Below are 20,462 nucleotides of genomic sequence, written 5' to 3' on the forward strand. Positions count from 1 at the left end.
CATACTTTCCATTCCAATCCGTAATTCTTTTCCTGAAGAAACTTATTATTTGTTTTGAGTTTTCCAGACTGTTCAACTTCTTTTTCCAAGTATGTTTGTATATCACGGATCCTTTTGCGAATATGGAATCTTTTGATCCTTGTCATTGGATTTGTATCTACAGTCTTCTGTAATGAATCTGTGAGATTTTTAATACCTTCCAAATCGAGTTTACCAGTTTTTGGATCGAAGAAACATTTCAAGTACTTTGGAAGGCCGAGTCTTTGGTTCCATTCGATACCAACATATACACCATCGCTTCTAAATTTTCCTCTATTTATCCTCTCAAGATCGTATAGTTCTTTCGAAATAGGAGTTTTGCCTTTTCTTTTTTCTCGATAGAAAAAGGCATCATATTCCCTTTGAGTTGATCTAAAATCTGGATTCATACACTCTCCTTCTTTTTGTAGAACTTGAAACTTCGATCATCATGGCCAGACGATGGATCTATACAAATTCTACCTAGGTAGTCATATTCACTCCCTGACCAAATAGGCTTTGCAAAGTCTTTCCAAATGAGAATTCCGCCGGGTTTCAAAATTTGGTGAACTGATTTTAGAACTTTTGTCTTATCCACCAAACTACAGTTATATATTTCTTCGCTGTGATATTTGCTCCAAGGAGGATCAGCCATCACGACATCAAATGAATCTGGATCGAAATATTTGTGCGCTTCGGTGGCATCCCCTACTACATCTCGACCAGGAATTTGAGAACCTATTACAGCGAAATTGCTGTCCAGACGGGAATATGGACCAGAGGGAATGGATCCTGAAAACAGATGAAGTAAATTACCCATGTCTGGAATTGTAGCTTTCAATCTAACCAAATCTTGAAGTGAATAAGCTCCTTTATAACCAGAAATGTTTTTGAAATTTTGACCGTAATCCCATTCACCATAAAACCTCTTTCCATTAGAATAAAGATGAAGAGATTCAGGGAGACCTTCCACACGTGCAAAAGAATTATAATTCTCAACGATGGTTTTAGGAGTAATATTTAGCAGAACGTCAGTTTGCATGAAATTCTCTTTTTGCACTCTCAAATGCTTCATTCAATTCTGCCATCTTCTCGGGATCTCCACCTCTATCTGGGTGAAACTCCTTCGCTTTCAATAGAAAACTACGTTTTACGTCTTCGAAGGAACACTTCTCAGGTAAGTCTAAAATGTATTTCCAATGAGGTTTTGAAGGAAGGGCAAGGAAACCAGTGAATATTCTATCCAACATATCCGAAACACCCCAACGATCGATTCCTCGCATTGCATCAATAGTCTTTGCGACTGCCCAAAGATTCTCTTCAATAGTTCTCCATTCATCACATGCGAGAACCCTTTGGTTTCCATTCAGCGTAAACCAAACAGCAACACCTCGATCTTCTGGTTGTTTCTGTTGAGAATAAGGGAGGCCATCTATCTTCAAACGCAGGTTTGTCGATATGATTGCATTAGTTCCACCAAGAAGTTTTAGTTGGTATATCACCTCTTTAGTTGTTTTAGAAATTGAAAGATCTCTTTTCTCAAACCGAGAACCCCGAGGATACTTAGTCCTTTTAAAACCTTCTGGCCAAGCAAGTGGATATGCTTCAATCATGGACGCTCCTCCTTAAAATAATTCCTAATAATCTTGAAAGCTTCCTCTGCTCCAAAAGCGAAGTGAAATTCATGATTCTGTTTTACCAAAAATGATCCAGTCTCAATTTGATTTTTGATTCTTTTGTCTTTTGGAGTGATGCCATCAGCTTTGAAAAGTTTCTCACCTTTCTTTTTCAACTCGATCCAAAGGCCGATTTTTCCATTTCTTGCATAAGGAAAATGGAAGTCCGACCAACCAGAAGAAACTCCTTGCTTTTTTGCAATCAAAGGGTTCCTTTTTCCAGACTCCATACCAACTCTGTATTTCAGATTTGGGTACGTAACTTCAAGCAGGTGAACTAGAGCACTTTGCTCTTGTGCTTCTGAAGGATCTCTGAGAATTGATTTATTCGTCTTCATCTTCAAAATCTCCATCTTCTTTGGAAACAATTGAAAGGCTGAGTTGGGAATTTTCTTTCCTAGTAGATTCCTTGATTTCTTTTTGCTTCTTCTCAACTTCCTTATTGAAATTACTTAGATGTAGATCCGCTTCAGAGAAAAACTTTTCGCAAAGCGAACGGAACTTTTTAAATTCCTTCGGCTCAACTGATTGCAATATTTCATCTAAGCATGCACGAGTTATGATCATGTTATGAGAGATTGGTAAAAGAGTTTCTGGATCATTTGATTGGAATTGTAATTCGAATATTGGCCGAGCTCTTCCTGCTAATTTGAAATCCTTCTGTTTGATAAAATTGATTTGAATTTTCTCGATGGAGGGTAATCGACTATATCTATCTTTAATTCGATTTTCTCTAAGGGACAATTCTGTTGCTTCAAATTGAAGAGCAAGATTTGCAAGATGGGAATTTAGATCCCTTTCGAGATCTTTCGATGTTGGCAAATCCCACCCTTGGATTTCGTTGATCAACTTTTTCATAGATTCAACGATTTTCCAAATGTTAGTATTGGTTTTCTCTCCTGTATCCACAGTAATTTCATAGTTTTGAAGAACCTGTGCTTTTAATTTGAGAGATGATTTGATATCGGCTGAAATTACAGTGTATGTTTTTTCTGCAACTTCACGATCTATTTGATCTTCCGTTTTTTGTGTAAGTGTTGCCTGGGACATGAAAATTATGCTGCCTTATTTTTATTTTTCTCAAAGTATTCCATTGCTCTCTTCATCGAAGGTGTATGCAAAGACGAAGGGAAATTAGCTAGTTTCAAAGGAGGCATCTTGACTTTATATACAGTCGTTAACCTTCTAAGGAACTCTAGAACGTTAGTTTCTAAATTGCCTTGTTTGTTCTCGCAATGTTCTAAAATAAATTTTTCTGGATTCTCTCTGAAAGAAACAGATGGGTTCAGTGAATTAGGTGCGCTCATTGGTTTCGAACTCCTTCATCCAATCATCGAACGAAACTGAATGAGTAATTTCTTCCTTTGGCTCTACTTTGATTATCTGCACTTTAGGTTCAGATACTTCTTTAAAAGGAAGAACATCTCCAGGACGGGATCTTGTGTAGACTAGTGCCTTATTTCTAGCAGGACGTGAAGCTTGGATCCATCCTTCCTTTCTAAGCCATCGTAAAGCATAGTCAACTTTTGCATAGGTCCACCTAGGCATATTCAAAGGCGTATTCGCATTCGCAAGCTCCACGATGTGATTGATTCTTCCTTGCCATGAGTCCTTTGAACCAATTCGAAAGTAAATAAGTCCTAAAATAAAAAGTCTATTCTTGTTCTGGATAAGCAAAGGAGCATCCAAGGGCATTTTTGACCAAAAATCGTTCATCTTCTACCACCTAACGAAATAAATCGAATTACCTCAGCTGACTGCCTTGGCTTTAAATTAAGCATGATAATTCTTTGGCTTAATGCTCGGAGAAGTGGTCTTCCCCAAGCTAAGCAAAACAAAACTAAAGAATGTAACATCAGCGTGACTCCAAGTTGGAACATTCCTTCGTTCATCTATTCCTCCTCCGTAGTCGGGACTTTAAATCCCCAAACTTTTGCAATTTCTCTGGATTGGTCTTTGTCCAAAAAGATATGGTCCAGATCACCAATACAGAAATACTTCATATCATCCAAAAGGTTATCTCTTCGTGATGATTTAAGGCACTGTAAAATGGATAATCCAGTGAATCGGTTTATCTCGTTTAGTTCAGCAGTTTCTGACTCAGGGAGTAAAAACTCTTTGAGAGGCTTATGTGGTTCCCAATCTGGTTTGCTTGTTACATCCAAGATTTTTGAAACTGTTGGTTCCGTAGTTCCGGATCCTGTGATCTCCTTATATCTCACCATGATTTCTTTTGAAGAAAGACCTTCATGATGAAGTTTAGTGATCAAATTTTCTTTAATCTGATCTTGGTTTAATTTTCCAACGTACACAATCTTCCAAGGCTTCTTCTGATGAACTGAATAGAATGCAGCCTGACATTTATAATCCAAACTAACATCTTCCCATTTCTTTGGTATCGAACCAGAAGTCTTGAGATCGATTCCAAACTCAGTGTATTCAAAATCGGTGAATCCGATGACGGGTAATCCAAGTTTGAAGCCATGGTAAAGCAATCTTGTTTGATAGTTTGGTGTTCCAGGTATCGATTTAAAATACTCTACTGCGTATGGAACAGCCGACTCAATCAATGAATACTGCTTCTCAACTTTCTTTAGGTATTTTGAATAATCTTCACTTTCTGGAAAAACATACTCTGGAAGATCTTCATCCATATTCAGTTTATATAAAACATCAACGATTGTTTTCAATACTTGCGGAAATTGAGTTTTGTCCATAGCCATCATGATCTTCTCAATCTTTTCATCTGAAAAGTTCTCAAGACCTTTTGGGAAAACATGCAATAAATGCGATACGACTTCTCGTTGGTATACGTTTATCGCATCACCTACCAATTTTTCCATGGTAAGAGATTCTTTTACAGGATCCATGAGGGACCTCATGACGGCTGATTCAATTGCGTTCCCTCTCCAAGCACCTTCCATCGGCCATCGAGATTTAAAATCAGCAACATATCGAAGATACCAAGTAAATCGGTTCCTTCGAAATGCGTTAAAAGATGAAATCGAAAATCGTTCGATATCAATGTCTCCAAGTTTATTGGAGACGGATTTCATTTGGTTTTGAGTAATCACTGTTTGCATAAGAATCTTCTCTTTTTAAAAGAGATCCTCCTGTTTTTCTGCAGTAACTGGTGGAGTTACATTCTTCACTTCAGGTTTAGGTGTTTCTTTTGGTTTGAGAGCTTCCATATCAGAATGAATTGCTTTGATGCAATCATCGAAAAGATCCAATCTACCAACGGCAGAAAATAACTCTTTGTCTGAGTGAACTTCTCCATTCCATTTGTTGAGGTTCTTTAACTTACCTTCAAGATTTGCGACGGTACTGTTTTTTAATTTTACCAACTTATCAAGAAGATCTGTTTTATATTTCAAAGGATCAAAATCAGGTGTTCCGACAGTAGGAGCATTTCCACCTTCGCTGGAAGGTATAGGATGTTTTGTTTCCTTTGATTCTTCTGGAGTTGTTACTACCGAGGGATTCAATTCTTTTTCAGAAGATCCCATCTCATCAGCTGTATACAAACCCGATAACTCTTGTGGGAATGCTTTTCTCAAAGCTAAAGCTTCAGCACATTTTGAAAGCATAAGTTCGGGCATTTTTGCCCACATTGAATTTGGCTTTCCTTCTTTTGTCTTTTGGACATACGAATCATACTTTGCAATTGCAAAGATTGGTTCCTTGAATCCGGTTCTATATACTCCAACCTTTGCTGCAAGTGGTGGAGTTGGTTCAACCCAAACATCCTTCCAAACTCCATCTTTACCGCAAAACAAAGGCAATGTTTGACCTTCGTATTTTCCTGATCTCTCAGCTATCAACCTGAAACCATCTATGGAAGTTTGAATTGACATTACTTCTTTTTGTTCTTTGGCATCCCAACGTTTTACTGCAAAAACCTGCCTCGCGAAAGGATCCAATTGAGTTCGATTGCAAACCTGAATAAATAATTTCAGTTCATCATCCGTGGATCCTTTACAAATTGTAGATTTCAAAAGGTCTACTTGTTCCTTTGTAATAGAATTAATTGTTATTGCAGTGGTCATACATGCACTCCTTCATTAATCGGTGGGATTAATCCCTCTGCTTCCAGTCGTTCTGTGATCTCTTGAAGAGATGGTTCCCTTCCAAGTTCTGATGAAAGTTTGAATCTCGCTTCATCCACCATTCTTGTAAGTTTATCGAAATCGTCTTTTTTGACCTCATTCCTGATCGATTCATAGTTATCATAATGGCCGCATTCGTTATCCCATCGATCACACAAGAGTTTCTTACTTCCATCGTATGAGTAATCTTGCCATCGCTTAACAGCACGTTTAGCACCACACTTCGGACATTTATTCGAAATCGTGTAATCAGCAAGGAACTCAGAAAATCCGTTATGTTCTGCGATTCTCGGAATTCTTACGGTTATCGTTTCATTCGTTTTTTCCATCTTTACTCTCCTCCTTTTAATACTTGCAAAGAAGAGATGAAGGGTATAAGTTGTTCCTAACATCTCCTCCGATGTGGCCCTCGATTGATCGCCGCCAAGCATAGTCAATCGGGGGTTTGTTGTTTTATGACCAAAGTCCTCCCAAAGGATTCATACTGGTCGAACTTTTCGCATAACGATTCACTGCTGTAGAATCTATAAGATGTCTCACTTTTTTGAATTCCGTATGAAGTTCAGATTGAGTTTTCCCGTGCTGATATTTCTCAGATTTCGAGTTCTCAAATTCCTCCTTAAGGATTTCAAAAAAAGAATTATCCACCCGATTTCATCGCCTCCAATGAATTCAAAAATTCATCCTTTGACATCAAGTTGGAAGGATTGAGTAGCTTTTTGGAAATCTCAAGAAGCTCAGATAACCGGCCATCTTCTTCAACGATCTGAATGGCTGGTCTACCTTCATTCTTGGAAAGCAATCGATAGTCTTTATGCAAAACATACTTAGCATGATCATACAAAGAATTCCAAACCGCTTGATGGCTTGATTTTGATAGCAATGCAAACTCATTGACCAGTTTCGCAATTTCATGGCGGATACTGGATGTGTTTGAAACAACATTAGTTTCCATAAATACCTTCCCTCTTAAGAACAATACGAAGCTCAGCTAACGTAAGTTTGTATCCATAGAGCTTTAGATACCAATCTCGGATTTGCTTTGCTTTCGAAATCATGCGGATACCCTTTCCAATGTTCTAATCGCTTTGGTTGGATCTGGATAATCTCGGTCCAGGTAGATGTCGTGCTTCTCAAACCAGAGAGCGACTTTAGGAGAATGGCACTTGTTGGTAATGAATTCCGAGACTACTGGCCTACTTACACCAGCTTCATACGCAATTGTGGCCTGATCCTTGCCTAAGTAGGCTAAAATCCGACTGATTGCCACCGGATCGTCAGGGAAAGGCCTGACAGGAGACATAGTAAGAATCTCTACTAAATTCGATTGATTAGTTTCGCTCATCATATGTGATTTAACCCTGAACCTAATTGATTTAGGTAACGAAATGAGACTATGCTATTTGCATATTTTTGTAAACAAATAAATTATGCTTATTGCATATTTTTTTCAGGGTATTAATGGAAAGAATTAGGGAGATCCTAACTGACCTCAAAAGTGAGGGATATACTCAATCTTCGTTTGCTGAAGAATTGGGTAAAGACCAAGGGACTGTTAGTAAATGGTTAAATGGGAAAATGGACGTTCCGGAGTCCATTGCAATCATCATCGAAGCAAAGTTTGGTTATAGAAAAGAATGGATTTTGGATGGAAAACTTCCGAAGAAAATAGATCGCAAACAAGAACTTGCTGAAGTCGCTCGGATCTCCAAGCAAGGAAGGGATTTGGATTTGGTTCCAGAAATAAGAGATCTTCTTCCAGATATAAAGAAACTGAAAGAAGAAGATTACAATGTTTTGATTACTACAATTAAAAGATTCCTAGGGAAAAAGTAAGCTAAATTTACAAAGGAATTTTATTTTACTAAAAATCATCTGATCTTGTATTGCTTGATAATCCATTGATAGCATCTATTAAATCTGAACGAATGCTTGCCAAACAATTAGCTTCAATCTTCTTTGAATCTTCCACTGAAGTTGGTCCATGTACAGTTTCGCCTGACTGATAATTCCAAACACTATAAACTAAGTTTTCAAAAATGATCCTTACTTTTTTATCTTTCAAAGTAAGATCTACACTAAAATCGATATAATTTTTATTACCAATAGAAGATTGAAAAGTACTCATATTCGGACATAATAGCTTAATATTTGAAACTATACGTCCATTTGGTTTATCTTTAACTTGCACTGCCCAATTGGAATTATTCAAATTTTTAGCAAACCAAATCAATGCGCGATCATAAGCATCATCTTTGGATACCTTTGTTTCAAGAACTGTAATTATTTCTCTTTCCGATTTTGGAGCGAGTGTCACACAAGCAAATGATAGACAAATTAGAAGTGAAGAAAAGATGTATCTCATGGAACAAGTTTCGATTATTATTTTATTTTAGCAAACCTATTTCTTGTTAGTTTTCGATATAGGTGTTGAGAAAGGTATTTAAATGGGAATTGAGTCTGGCAGACAACCATGTGGTTCTTTGCCAGAATTCTTTTTATCTTTCAGACCAAGACTTCATTTTTCTTAGAAATTCTAAAGCTATCAATGTATCATCGCATTTGATCTGGAGAGGAGTTTTTCTATTTCTAACCGTTATAAATAGAGATCCTAAAGCGATCCTATCGCATGACATCTCCATGATTTCAGTAATTTTCACTTTGGTATGGCCACCTGTGTAAATGTGAAGATTTTTATCGGAAATCAATATGGTTCCTTCTTCAGAGATGTTCTTCGATTTCTGAATCGTAGCCTTGGTTTCATAATAAAAAATTTCGTTTCCATCACCAACGGAAACGGAAGGTGTGATATTCTCGATAGCTTCTGCATTCCGAAGATTTTCTATCTGAGAAAAATAGTTAATCAATTCATCGAGCATTTCCTTGATTCCATTTTGAAGTTGAACCAATTCAATGAATTCATTTAAGAAATTCTTTTCATCTTCAGAAAAGTCTTCATCTTCTACTGCCTCCAATAAAATTGCAGCAAAGCCAGACATAATGGCATTTTCAAAAGCCTCTGAAGATAAATTATTTTTAAACTCTAACAGTAGAAGTTTTTCTTCATTAGACAATTTTCTATCATTGAAACTATTTTTTACATGAGTAATCAAATAGTGCTGAAAAATCTCATCCGGATATTTAGAAAAAGATTTTATTTTATGGATCCGTTCTTTAAGAGCATTCAATTTTGATTCATCTAATGGATCAGAGATATGCTTATCTAGAAAAGAAATCGCCGTCACTCGAGCATTTAAAATATAAAGTGCTGCGAAAATAAGCCCAATCGAAATTGCAAATCCAGTCCAACCCAAAAATATTGAGAGCAAGACGATACCAACGATTCCAGACATAAAAAGGAATTGTTCTAAAATCGTTGTTTGTTTTGTAGCTTGTTCTACAGGAAATTCTACAGAAGTATCGTCTATGGGAATTGATCCACCTTTTACTGAACTGCCTAAATTTTGGCGATACTGAAATCCAGCTACTCCTCCACCTACGTATGCCTTTCCTTTTGCATTAACACCAACCCTTAATCCTTTGATACCAGTTGATAACCCTACTCCACTTTTGGAAAAATTAATTCGGAAAGGACCAGCCTTCATTGATTTTCTGTAACTAATTCCCATTACTTACCTACACTTCTTTTTTGAACTACTTATCGAGCCATCGTTACAAACGAATTTACCATCGGAAGTACAACGAGAAACTCCAACCTTCTTTCCGGAACAAGGTTTGTTAGCGGCAATTAAAACAGATGAGAGAATCGAATTCACTAATATAAAAATATATAAATGTTTCACTACATATAAATCGCATAACAGAGGGATTTTATTTTAATTTATTGCGAAATAAATTTACTAATAACTCAGAGGGTACTGTTGACAGATTTTGAAAGGTCATCTAATGTGAAAAATAACTGCCTTATGTCTCTTCCTTGGATTCGATGATTTTTCAGGATTCATACTAATAAAAAGGAGGTGGCAAATGGCGACTAAAAAGGTGACTTCACCTAGCGTTGCTAGCATAGCTGCAAAATTGCTCTCGAACCCAAACAGTTCGAAAGCAGTTAAATCTGTAGCGGCTTCAACCCTGAGCCAGAGAGAGAAAAAGAAGTAATGGTCCACTTCTCTCCTGGCCTTTTCTAAAACTCTTCGGTAAAATAAAAATAACCGAAGCAACTTTACTGGGGCCTGTTAGCAGCAGGCCTCTTTTTTCCCAATATCACTCTTTGAAATATCGGTACCAGCTTTTTTTCATATTATTTAATTTAAATATTTAATTAGGGAAAGTACTTATTTTTGAAAACAGAGTATTCTTCTTCATTGATATCTAATTTCGTATTACTTAGCCAAATACGAAATAATGATAAATCTGAAATAATATAATCATTTAAGATGAAAGATTTCTTTCCTTTAACAGTCGACACTAGTTCATAACAAATTCTATTTTGTTTTCCAGGTAATTCGATCTTCCATGTATCTATGATTTTCAATTTTCCGCTTTTTATTATGAACTCTAAAACAATTTCTTTCATTGTTAGAAGTATTCTCGTCTATTCGATTGTAAAAAAACACAATCGAAAAAATATTTTTCTATCTGTTCCTTTTTTTCTTTAACTGCTTTTTCTGGATCCTCCCCTCTTAATGTTACTGATACTAAAAGGTCTTGAAGGATTTTTTCTATCTGTTTATCTTCCAACACGAAAAACAGTATATTTGGTAGGTAGGACAAAATACTATACAAATATATAGTATATATGAGACATAAGTTTATTACACGTTGGAAACTTAATTTGGTTTAATGAATTTATTTCCGAGAGAATCTTTGAATTTTTTATCTAATATTTTAGATCTCTCTTCTTCTGTCATTTTTCCTTGCTTCGGCATCGCTTCAATATCTTCTGATCGCTTCAACTTTTCAATTAACTCTAATATTTTCTTATGCTCCGCTGGTAGATCATCTTTATCTTCCTCCAAGTATGGTTTTATTAATCCAAGGTAATCAGGTAACTCGATTCTAATGTCTGATATCGATTCAAGTACTTTGTTAGAACCACCTGAAACAAAAAGTTCAAGATTTTTGGAAAGGGCTATTTCACTAGACTTATAGGGAGTATATTTTGGAAGGTCATGAGTAGAAAGATGCTTATCGTTTAAAGTCGCCCAAAATATGGGATAATGGATATTATTCCATACCCCCTTCAAGTTTTCCCATCCAACAAATGTTATTGGTAATTTATCTGTTCCTCTGTATTCGGAAAGTAACTGAGCGAGATCCATTGAAACTACAAGTATACCAGGCCAAGAATATTTTCCTAATCTAAATCCAATATCAATATCGGGGCCTATAAAATCTAACCTTGGATAATCGTAAGGCAAGTAATCAGTGTTAGCTTCACTTTTGACAGGATAAAACACTGAAGGAAAAGGAAATTCTATCTCTCGGTTCCTGATTGGGAAACCTGCTGTCCATGCGCTTCCTTTTAATCTATAATAGCTATTTTTGCTTAATTTTTCATCAATATAATTTAGAGTTACAAGAAAAGAACAACACGCTGTGTGAATAGATTCTCGATCCTTAACAACCAAAACATAAACCAGCTCATCGCCGATCGATTTCCATAGAAATTTCTCGACCTCTGCAACACTAAACTTATTCGAACTGGACTTTTGAAATGTTGCTAAAAAATGTGAATTGAAATCCTCGAATAACCTCTTTTGGCTCTGATGCCAATCCCAATCATTAGTCTTATCTATATAATTTTTAATAGAATCAAGTGCTAAATTTTCGCAGAAGGTTATATCATCGTTGCCAGAATCATTTTTAATCTTTCCGTCTCTTAAAAGCTCAGAGATTAAATCTTTTCTTTCTACAAAATTTCCATAAAGAGTAGTGTAATTAAACTTATTCTTTAAGTTTGTAGAACCTTGAATATCGACTGATAGAAATAGCCTTAACACTTAAATTCAAATACCTAACTCTCGTCGACGATATTCAAGAGCAGGTATTGAAGTTCCAAAATAATCTGCTATTAAATATTTGTTATTTTGAAACTCTTCTTTTTTTAAGATTAATTCATCACGTGGAATTAAGAAAGCACCAGCAAATCTGTTTGCTTGCTTTTCTACAAGAGAACTTCCATCTCTAGCAAACACCAAAGTCTTTTCAAATTTAGATGGAAGATGAATAAAATAATGACCTAACTCATGTGCAATTGTGAAATTATCTCTAAGTGGAGATGTTAATGGTGAAAGATAAACTACAAAACTACGATCAGGTTGAACAAAAAGACTTCCACCAGCGATTTCGTACGGCTCGGGATTTTCTTCTACTTTTATAGAACCACCCAAAAAATCGACAATTTCCTCAAAGAAACTTCTAACATGGAACTGTTCTTTATATTTTGGGAACATGTTCAGAAACGCAGTTCGAATTTTTCTGGCGTACTGATCAATATCTTCAAAAGTACCTTCAAATGGATCTATCAACATATTAGTATTCTATCTTAATTCTCGGACAATTATTTGGGATATCCAAAAAAAACTTAATTCTAGAGATATAGACTCCAGTTAAGCATGTTTTGCTCCTAAGTAAGAAAATTGTAAACAATTATTATGTCGTATATACCAGACTTAAATTTCCCAACATTTTATATCACACTCCATTGTTCTTTTACGGTTTCTAAAAATGTTCTTGCTATGGTCTTGAAAATTAGCCAATTTTTCGATAACAGAGTTCGAAAATCTCACTAAAATTCAATTTCGGTTTATGAAAATGAAATCATCTATGTATTCTTTGAAATAGAAAATTCTGACATTTTTGAAATTCGCAAAAATCTTGTATTTCAAATGATTATACATCTTCAAATACAGAATTTCCTTGTCATTGAAACGCCTAAGTCATTCCATTCGTTGTAGATGAAAATTATCACTGTTTCGTCCCTAAAAGGTGGTGTCGGAAAAACCACTGTTTCCATTTATTTAGGCCAAGCTCTCTCAAAACTTTATCCTAAATCTAAGATACTACAAATTGATTTAGATCATAACAATAACCTGACGGACTATTATTTACGAAACGAATCTGTAGAACTAATTGAGGGAAATTCAATTTCGAAGTATCTGACAGGAGTGAAAGACTTAGAATCGATTATTACGTCAACAAGCTCAGAAAACATATTTATTATTCCAGCAACACCGAAACTTTCAAAAACAGCGGTTGGACTTTCTTGGGATGCTGGACTTATAAGCCGATTTAGGAAACACTTAAGAAACCTAAAATTCGATTACATCATAATAGATACGCCACCAGCTTTGTGTTTAGAATTGAATTTGGGAATTCATGCAGCTGACCTAGTTATAAGCCCAATTGGATTTTCAAGATGGAACATTCAAGGTTATCAAGAGATTGAAGAAGTCGTAATTAACTCCAATGAATCTTTAGAAAATGGTAAGATCAAAATACTTCCAGTTCGTACGATGGTATCAGAAAAAAAATCTGACAAGCTTGATGAGTTAGATATCCCGTTCGCAAAAACCTTTATTCCAAAAAGTGAATCTATAGCAAGTGCGGTTGACCAAGGCAAACAACTTTCAGAAAAGAATTCTATCTACTTCGAACAACTCGCGAAGGAGATAAAGTAAATGGGTAGATTTGATTCTCTAACAGGCAAACGACCTGGATCCCCAAAAGAAAACTTACCAACATCCAAGACCGAACAAACTGTAAGAAGAATCATCGATCTTCATGAATCGGTTTTAGGAGGAATGAAAAATGTTCTTCAAAATGCGATGGCTCTCGGAGAAGAACTTTTAAAGATCAAAGAAGATTTAGGCCATGGGAATTGGATCCCATGGATTGAACAAAATTTACCTTTCTCGGAAAGATCAGCTAGAAATTATATTTCCATTTTCAAAAACAAGGAACTTCTAAATCGGCAACCGATTGCCGATTTGAAATCGGCCATAAAATTCCTTTCCGATGGGACCCAGGAAGAAAAAGAGATTAATCCAAAAGAAAACCAAGACCCGAAGATTCTATACAAAAGATTTCATCACGGTGAAAAACTCAATCAAAAGGAAAAAATAATCCTAAAAGAGTTTTTGGTAATCGAGAAAGAGAAGATACTCACCAAAGCAAAACAGAAAATCAATGAAATTGAAAACGAATTACAATCGCTTAAGCTATAAAAAATTCATCCTTATTGATAAATTTTTCTTGTACCGATTTCGAATCCGTGATACTAAGTACATGTTCAGTGTTGCACTTGAATCCGATGTCGGGAACTGAGAAGCCCGACGTCACACTCCTTTCTCTAAAACTCCAATAAGATTTTTATGTCTCATTTTGTCCTTGACTCGTTATGTCTCCTTCTGTAAACGTGTACCCGTTCAGATGCCCTGGACTCGTGTCTCAGCACGATATGCAACACTGGATCAATTAAGATGATCCAAAAAACAAAACGAATATTACGTGGCCGTAGGCATACCCACCTAAGAGGATCATATGAGGACAGGATTATGGATACCTGTTGAGATAGAAGTTTTACCTTTAAATCTCACAGAAAAAGTTTTACTCGCAGAAATTGTTTCCCTCTACAGGGTAGGGGAGTGTTTCGCATCTAACGAACATTTTTCTAAACTACTTGGTGTAAGACCAGACTCTGCATCCAGAATGATTTCGAAGCTGAAAAAATTAGGCTACATCAAACAAACAGGATTCGATGGAAGGAAAAGAAAACTCACTCCAGTCTTTGAAACAAAATCGAAGACAAAAGAAGAGCCTATTTTGTCCAAACCATCGCTTTCAGAACCAAAGCAGTATTTTCCCAAAGTTAAAAGCAGGGTAGGGGAGAGTGCCGAGGCTGCCATTGCAATTTCCAACAATCCTCTTAAGAAAGTACAATTAGAGAATAATTTACAGAAGAGCTGGGATGAATTTTTGCAATGGAGTAAAGGAAAAGTTTCAAAAACCACCTGGGAGATCATTGCACAATCACAAAGCCAAATTGGTTTAACTTCTAACGCTTCGTTAATTTACCAAAATTGGCTATCGTTAAAACCGTAATCTTATAAAATTAGAGCCTTATGAGTAATAAAATAAATTCACGAAATTAATTAAGGGGTAGTCTTTGAAAACTTTATATATTTTGGGTGCTGGAGCGAGTGCAGGGAAATCGAGAACATCTGAGCAATGTATACCAACTGTTGCCGAGTTCCCAAAATCAATCTCGAAAATTTTGAATCATTCAACAAGGAAAGTTAGGAATAAGGAACCAAAATTATCAAAAGAAACCTATCAAGCATTACTCCAATTTTCAGAAGGTTGTATTGAATTTGGAACACCTGATACATATGCTAAATCAATATTCTTAAGTAAAGGGGAAGGAAAGGAATACCAGCAGGTAAAAATGATGATTTCATTCATCGTTAAAATTTCACAATTGATGAATGGAGTCGATCCTCGGTATTTTCAATTTTTTTCAGCATTACTTGATTATGAAAAACCTAACGTTGGCCACCTAAATGATGATATATATTTAGCAACCTGGAACTATGATCTTCAAATTAATGAAGCATTGATCCGCTTGCTTTCAGTAGCACCTCATGACCTTCTAGATAGCAATATATATTTTCATGGTTTGAGATACACTGATTACGTAGGGAAAATACCTAAACAAAAAATATTCAGAATAAATGGATATGCAGGATCAATAAATAATGATCTTCATGGAGATTTCGATAGTGAACTTAACTTGTTTTATGATCACTCAATAGATAAAAATACCAAAATAAATTCTGAAATTTTAGCTTTTGAAAATAATTTTAAAAAAAAGGAAAATATTACTCAAAATATAAAATTTGCATGGGATTCGTTTAATAAACAAAATAAAGAAATAGAAAGCCTAAAATTAATCGCAAATCAAATTTCATGCCTAGTTATAATAGGTTATTCATTTCCAATATACAATAGGATCATTGATATGGAAATTCTTCGCAGTTTTACAAATTTAGAAAAAGTTTATTTACAAGACTACGTGGATCATTCATACAAAATTAAAACTTACTTTAGAGACTTGGGGATGTTGCATACATTGGTTTCAGGCCATACGGAATACGTTTCTGGATGTGATCAATTTCTGGTTCCTAGTGAACTTTATTTATAACAAAAAATCATGTTTTGTATTTCTAATATAGTGAATGGGTCATAATCTTAAAACATTCATTTGATTTGAAATTCAAATAGAACTAAATTAAAAAGCTATGCTCGAATTGTTCCCACAATCGGATAAAAATCAGTTTGTAAATACTTTTGATGCTGAAATATATTACGGAAATTCAGAATTAATCCCTATCTGCCAAGTGTGCAAAAAGAATGTTTCATATCACGAAAGGGATCCAAATTTCACGGAATTTGCATGCCATGGAAATATTTTGAGATTTTATTTTGTGGATGGATTTCTTGCGAGAGTTGAAGAATTACATGAATAAAACACATTCTATATTATGAATTTTGTATTCGAGGGGAACGAATGGAAGAAAAAGAAGTTGAAAAATCAGCAAAATCAATTATTGAAAACTTGGTAATACCGCGAATCAAACATCCATTAATGGGAACTTTTATGTTCTCCTTTTTTATAAACAATTTTGATATTTTCTATATGCTGACTTTTTCCCCCAGAGATGATTATATTGGAATTGCAACTTTTTATTCAGCACTAATAACTGAGCCAGCAAGATTTTGGGTTCCAGTAGGGATTGCTATTTTTGTTTTTGTGGTTGAGCCAATGTTGGCTTACTTTAAATTGCATTGGGAATTGTTGTTAAAATTAATTTCCGAAAGAATATCGGAAAGTCAAAATAAAATTTCATTACAATACAGAATTGATTCATTGATAGAAAATATAAAAAAAACCAACAATGAGAATAGCTATTTGGTTAAGTTTATTGAGGAATTATTGAGTAATGTAAACCGAACAATTTCAAATGACAAGGTGAATTTTTTATTTGTTCTCGGCCGGCCTGGTTTAAAGAAAGGCGAATTTGTTGGCCTAGAACAAAATTTAACCATCTCGAAGTACGACCAAGGTGCCTTTTTGGATCAACTTAAGTGTCTTGGAATAGTATATGAGGTCATTAAACCGGGATTTTATCTGGTGGAAAATCCCAAAGACTGGAGGGCATACCTGGCCGAAAGGATTCCATTAAATGCCAGAAATTCAATCGGTAAGTTGGTTTATGATTTACAAAGCCATGAATATAAATCGACAAACGGAATGGGTAAACAAGAATTAATGTTAGCAGAATTTAATGGAAATGATTTGAGTCTGTATTCTCATTTCATAACAGAAGATCTAAGTATGTCTACAATCGAAAATATCGGCAGGAAAATCTATGAAGTTGTAGCGAGCGGTGATTATGATTACAAAAGAAGTCTGTTGGGATAAAAGTTGACATAATAACTATTATAGGAAGCTGATTATGTCGCAAATCATTGCAAAAAGTTTAAAAATTTTTTAAAAAATTTAAATTTTGTGCGACATTTTTAAATTATGTCCCACTTTTCGCGTAAACTAGTAATATGGCGAACTTAGTGAAATCAAAAAAGCGAACTTCCGAGCCACTACTGTTTAATTTTCGAGGAAATTCGGAAATTGGAAAAACAGATCTGGATGTAGGAAAAGTTTCGGAGTTTGATTCATATTTAAAAGAACACAAATTGTCTTTACTAGATCCCAATCTAATTGGTGATCTTTTCAAAATAGAAAAAAATGCAAAATCATTCTTAACTGTTTTCGCAAAAGGTGATTTATCACTGATGAAAATGCCATTGATATCTGTTGTAGGAACGAGAACTCCTACAGAAGAAGGCAAAAAGATGGCCGCTGCGATAACAAGAATTCTCGTTAGAAAAGGATATTGTATTGTGTCAGGACTGGCAACTGGAATTGATACAATTGCACATACAACGGCCCTAGAAATGGGTGGGAAGACTATCGCAGTTTTGGGAACTCCAATTCATAAAATTTATCCTAAAGAAAATATTGAACTTGCGAAGGAAATAATTGTGAAGGGGCTTTTGCTTTCCCCTTCTTTGCCTACTGAATTAAAAGGACGCCATCTATTCCCAAGAAGAAATAGATTAATGGCAGCTATGACGATCGGAACTGTAGTTGTTGAAGCTGGAGAGACTTCTGGAGTGATTCACCAAGCGAAAGAAGCTGTAATCCATCACAGAAAGTTATTTTTTTCATCCATGTTGGCAAACCAAAACTTCCAATGGGTGCAAAGTTTTTTAAATTCAGGGGATGCAATAAAATTAACTAGAACTACTGATATTGAAAAATACATAGCATAAAAAATGTCTAAAGTTCAAACCTTAGTTAAAGAGTTCCCGAATCATTATTATGACAGTAATTATAACATTGGATTTATGCAACTCTATCTTCCCGTTGGATTGAATGAACAGTTGTTCAGAAAAACTAACTCAGGGCGAATTCTTGATTTTAAAGAGTACCGTCCCAGCGGTGTGAGTTACTATAAGTCGACATTCCCAAAGTTCTTAAGCAATGTTTTAAACCTTTCCAAAGAAGATAATTTAACATTTCTTTATCCACCACCTTCCCATACTTTAAAAGATCAAGATGGAAAAAGAAATAGTCCAACTAGGCTACCTGACTTTTTAAAAGAAATTATACCGAAAATTATATGCGATGACATTATTATGCCTGATTTGTTTGAAAGGGTTCGGACGATTGAATCAAAATCACATAGTAAATCAATGCATGATGATTCTATTGAAATTAGGCCAAGGCTTTTATCGAAACATGCTAATTTTATAAAAAACTCGAAAGTGATTTTCTTTGATGATGTTCTAACTACAGGTTCAACAATGGCATCTTGCGCGGAAAAACTAGAGCAAGAATTAAATACAAAAAAACTAGACTTATATTTCATTGCACTAGCTGGAGCGACTACAGAGCAACTGACAGTTCCAACTTGTCAGCATTTAAAATGGAGGTCCATTCCGCATGGTAACTTGGAATAAATTTTTAATTATGTCTCTTAATTAGATTCCTTTCTGCTTGAATCAAACTCTCAGTTTATCTTCACTGTTCTCCACAAATGGAAAGCAAAATAAAAATCTCTGAAGACATTATAAAAATCCGGCCAGACAAACTCGAGCCTCATCCTTGGAACTTTGAGCGATCACCAGTAACAACTGAAGAAAAAGAGGAATGGATTAATTTCAAAGAATCAATTTGGAGAGATGGAGTATGGGCAGATAAACCAATTCTCATTTCTAGAGAGAAAAGTTCATCTACTGGGAAACATTTTATCCTTCGTGGCCGAAGAAGATGGAAGGCGATAAGTGAAGGGATCAAAAAAGAAAAGCTGCCTTCGAGCTATACAATTCCGGCTGTTTACCTACTCTCAGATGAATCGACATTATATGAAGCAATTTACGGCGACAATGATACTCCATTTAAATACAGACCTGAAGATCGATATCGAATCCTAAAAGAACGATGGGGTGTCGATGCCATTTTGGAAATTAATTCTGGAGGATCCAGGAAAGGTGAAATTCAAGTAAAAACTCCTCTATATGAATTAATTCATTCGGCAATCCCTTCCTGGTCAAAAGCAACGATTATAAAAGATCTTACAATTTTAAGAAAGATTCTTAAGGAAGAATCAGAAATAAAATACCCTGAACTTTCCGAAGAGAAAATAGCTAATCTCAACCGCCAGATAAGAAGTTGGTGGGAAAGGAAAAGTAAAATACTGAAACTTGAAGAGGAATTGGAAGAGGTTAAGCAAGGCTATAAGGAAAAGATTCAAAAAATATCTGAAGAGTTAAGCACCTACTCCAAAGGATTTCCAATAGCAGGTGGACCAGAAAGGTATATTTCCTCATTTATAAATTCGAAACGTCCAGAATTTAAGACTCTTCAGGAAATTCGAGGGTTGAAAGAATTTATTAAAAAGAATAAAAACGGCTAACGTATGTTAGCCTATTTCAAAATGGAAATTTCTATTTTGATCTAACATTCAAATTCAGGGATTTTGCAAAAATCTCTACCGAAAATGAATTCTCTCAAAAACGACCTCTGTTTGTCACATTCGTGAAGTCTGTCGGATTGCCTTTGGGAGCATTCAAATGCGGAAATACAGCCTGCCAATCTCTTTGAATAGGAAATTGAATGAGTGTATCTGTAAAGAGGAACGAAGTCCTTTCCTTCAAAAACAATGAGCTCCTGCTTTTTGACTCGGATCGAATCCGGGATTCCAAGATCCGAGCATTTGGCGTTTACCAGGCTACGGGCATTGTTTATTCGTGAGGTACAAGCAGATATCATCAAACATAGAAGGATCAGGTGTATTGGTTTGCTCAAGGGGGATGATTTCATTTTGGGATTCTCCAATTTTTTTGTTTAATGTTCGAAAGGCCAGGTAGGCCAAAATCAAGAGGACCAATATCATGATCCTTATAATTTGATTTTTCCAAGTTCCAAAAAACGAAGCTATCAACTCAATCATGCTTGGTTCTCCGTTTTTCATTCTTTTGCAATCTCCGATTCAACGTCGCACTTCCCCATTCTACTCCAAATCTAAATAACCTTACCGATGTTTTGATAATGATATGGTAAAACATAATC

General features: G+C 35.4%; 25 protein-coding genes. 9 read left to right on the plus strand and 16 right to left on the minus strand.

Annotated features, from left to right (window positions below; genetic code table 11):
- The 12 genes from EHQ49_RS17510 to EHQ49_RS17565 form a co-directional block, all read right to left on the minus strand.
- The coding region (locus EHQ49_RS17510) for a hypothetical protein (protein ID WP_135581109.1) at positions 1-428 on the minus strand (428 nt) is incomplete at its 3' end.
- A complete protein-coding gene (locus tag EHQ49_RS17515) occupies positions 425-1,060 on the minus strand; it encodes a class I SAM-dependent methyltransferase (protein WP_135581111.1) in 636 nt (211 codons plus the stop codon). The genes EHQ49_RS17515 and EHQ49_RS17510, both read right to left, overlap by 4 nt.
- Positions 1,050-1,631 carry a J domain-containing protein gene (locus tag EHQ49_RS17520; RefSeq protein WP_135581113.1) on the minus strand — a complete coding sequence of 194 codons (582 nt, stop codon included), beginning with the start codon at positions 1,629-1,631 and terminating at the stop codon, positions 1,050-1,052. Before EHQ49_RS17520 ends, EHQ49_RS17515 begins: the two co-directional genes overlap by 11 nt.
- Positions 1,628-2,032, minus strand: a complete 405-nt coding sequence (locus EHQ49_RS17525; protein ID WP_135581115.1) for a hypothetical protein — start codon at positions 2,030-2,032, stop codon at positions 1,628-1,630. The genes EHQ49_RS17520 and EHQ49_RS17525 overlap by 4 nt, the downstream gene beginning before the upstream one ends.
- Positions 2,019-2,744: a hypothetical protein gene (locus EHQ49_RS17530; RefSeq protein WP_135581117.1), complete on the minus strand. Its 726-nt coding sequence runs from the start codon at positions 2,742-2,744 to the stop codon at positions 2,019-2,021. The genes EHQ49_RS17525 and EHQ49_RS17530 overlap by 14 nt, the downstream gene beginning before the upstream one ends.
- A 5-nt stretch (positions 2,745-2,749) precedes the next feature.
- On the minus strand, positions 2,750-3,001 hold the full coding sequence (locus EHQ49_RS17535) for a hypothetical protein (protein WP_135581119.1): 252 nt from the start codon (positions 2,999-3,001) through the stop codon (positions 2,750-2,752).
- Positions 2,988-3,410, minus strand: a complete 423-nt coding sequence (locus EHQ49_RS17540; RefSeq protein WP_135581121.1) for a hypothetical protein — start codon at positions 3,408-3,410, stop codon at positions 2,988-2,990. The genes EHQ49_RS17535 and EHQ49_RS17540 overlap by 14 nt, the downstream gene beginning before the upstream one ends.
- Complete coding sequence (locus EHQ49_RS17545) at positions 3,407-3,586, minus strand: hypothetical protein (RefSeq protein WP_135581123.1); 180 nt, start codon at positions 3,584-3,586, stop codon at positions 3,407-3,409. The genes EHQ49_RS17540 and EHQ49_RS17545 overlap by 4 nt, the downstream gene beginning before the upstream one ends.
- The gene (locus tag EHQ49_RS17550; protein WP_135581125.1) at positions 3,587-4,777 is read right to left on the minus strand and encodes a hypothetical protein; all 1,191 of its coding nucleotides are present in this window, start codon (positions 4,775-4,777) and stop codon (positions 3,587-3,589) included.
- Positions 4,778-4,792: 15 nt separating this feature from the next.
- Entirely contained in the window at positions 4,793-5,743 is a 951-nt protein-coding gene (bet, locus tag EHQ49_RS17555; protein ID WP_135581127.1) for a phage recombination protein Bet, read from the minus strand.
- Positions 5,740-6,195, minus strand: a complete 456-nt coding sequence (locus tag EHQ49_RS17560; RefSeq protein ID WP_135581129.1) for a hypothetical protein — start codon at positions 6,193-6,195, stop codon at positions 5,740-5,742. Before EHQ49_RS17560 ends, bet begins: the two co-directional genes overlap by 4 nt.
- Positions 6,196-6,443: 248 nt before the next feature.
- Positions 6,444-6,758: a hypothetical protein gene (locus EHQ49_RS17565; RefSeq protein ID WP_135581131.1), complete on the minus strand. Its 315-nt coding sequence runs from the start codon at positions 6,756-6,758 to the stop codon at positions 6,444-6,446.
- Between the two features lie 506 nt (positions 6,759-7,264).
- Between EHQ49_RS17565 and EHQ49_RS17570 the strand changes: the two genes are divergently transcribed.
- Positions 7,265-7,639 (plus strand): helix-turn-helix domain-containing protein, encoded by a 375-nt coding sequence (locus tag EHQ49_RS17570; protein WP_135581133.1) that lies wholly within the window; start codon positions 7,265-7,267, stop codon positions 7,637-7,639.
- A gap of 28 nt (positions 7,640-7,667) precedes the next feature.
- On the opposite strand, the gene EHQ49_RS17575 is transcribed toward EHQ49_RS17570, so the two are convergent.
- From EHQ49_RS17575 to EHQ49_RS17590, 4 genes are all read right to left on the minus strand, one after another.
- Positions 7,668-8,168: a DUF4468 domain-containing protein gene (locus EHQ49_RS17575; RefSeq protein WP_135581135.1), complete on the minus strand. Its 501-nt coding sequence runs from the start codon at positions 8,166-8,168 to the stop codon at positions 7,668-7,670.
- A 133-nt stretch (positions 8,169-8,301) separates the two neighbouring features.
- Positions 8,302-9,432: a DUF4236 domain-containing protein gene (locus EHQ49_RS17580; RefSeq protein ID WP_135581137.1), complete on the minus strand. Its 1,131-nt coding sequence runs from the start codon at positions 9,430-9,432 to the stop codon at positions 8,302-8,304.
- A gap of 1,161 nt (positions 9,433-10,593) precedes the next feature.
- The gene (locus EHQ49_RS17585; protein ID WP_135581139.1) at positions 10,594-11,766 is read right to left on the minus strand and encodes a hypothetical protein; all 1,173 of its coding nucleotides are present in this window, start codon (positions 11,764-11,766) and stop codon (positions 10,594-10,596) included.
- A 6-nt stretch (positions 11,767-11,772) separates the two neighbouring features.
- Positions 11,773-12,297 (minus strand): ImmA/IrrE family metallo-endopeptidase, encoded by a 525-nt coding sequence (locus tag EHQ49_RS17590; protein ID WP_135581141.1) that lies wholly within the window; start codon positions 12,295-12,297, stop codon positions 11,773-11,775.
- 426 nt (positions 12,298-12,723) lie between these two features.
- Between EHQ49_RS17590 and EHQ49_RS17595 the strand changes: the two genes are divergently transcribed.
- From EHQ49_RS17595 to EHQ49_RS17630, 8 genes are all read left to right on the plus strand, one after another.
- Positions 12,724-13,446: a ParA family protein gene (locus tag EHQ49_RS17595; protein ID WP_135581143.1), complete on the plus strand. Its 723-nt coding sequence runs from the start codon at positions 12,724-12,726 to the stop codon at positions 13,444-13,446.
- Entirely contained in the window at positions 13,447-13,992 is a 546-nt protein-coding gene (locus EHQ49_RS17600) for a DUF3102 domain-containing protein (protein ID WP_135581145.1), read from the plus strand.
- Between the two features lie 316 nt (positions 13,993-14,308).
- Complete coding sequence (locus EHQ49_RS17605; protein WP_135581147.1) at positions 14,309-14,869, plus strand: helix-turn-helix domain-containing protein; 561 nt, start codon at positions 14,309-14,311, stop codon at positions 14,867-14,869.
- A gap of 64 nt (positions 14,870-14,933) precedes the next feature.
- Positions 14,934-15,968 carry a hypothetical protein gene (locus tag EHQ49_RS17610; protein ID WP_135581150.1) on the plus strand — a complete coding sequence of 345 codons (1,035 nt, stop codon included), beginning with the start codon at positions 14,934-14,936 and terminating at the stop codon, positions 15,966-15,968.
- Between the two features lie 366 nt (positions 15,969-16,334).
- On the plus strand, positions 16,335-17,249 hold the full coding sequence (locus EHQ49_RS17615; RefSeq protein WP_135581152.1) for a hypothetical protein: 915 nt from the start codon (positions 16,335-16,337) through the stop codon (positions 17,247-17,249).
- A 146-nt stretch (positions 17,250-17,395) separates the two neighbouring features.
- Complete coding sequence (locus EHQ49_RS17620) at positions 17,396-18,160, plus strand: DNA-processing protein DprA (protein WP_244241542.1); 765 nt, start codon at positions 17,396-17,398, stop codon at positions 18,158-18,160.
- A gap of 3 nt (positions 18,161-18,163) precedes the next feature.
- Complete coding sequence (locus EHQ49_RS17625; RefSeq protein ID WP_135581156.1) at positions 18,164-18,850, plus strand: phosphoribosyltransferase; 687 nt, start codon at positions 18,164-18,166, stop codon at positions 18,848-18,850.
- 77 nt (positions 18,851-18,927) lie between these two features.
- Positions 18,928-19,806 carry a hypothetical protein gene (locus EHQ49_RS17630; RefSeq protein ID WP_135581158.1) on the plus strand — a complete coding sequence of 293 codons (879 nt, stop codon included), beginning with the start codon at positions 18,928-18,930 and terminating at the stop codon, positions 19,804-19,806.
- Positions 19,807-20,462 lie beyond the last annotated feature (656 nt).

The organism is Leptospira perdikensis (assembly GCF_004769575.1).
Classification (GTDB): Bacteria; Spirochaetota; Leptospiria; order Leptospirales; family Leptospiraceae; genus Leptospira_A; species Leptospira_A perdikensis.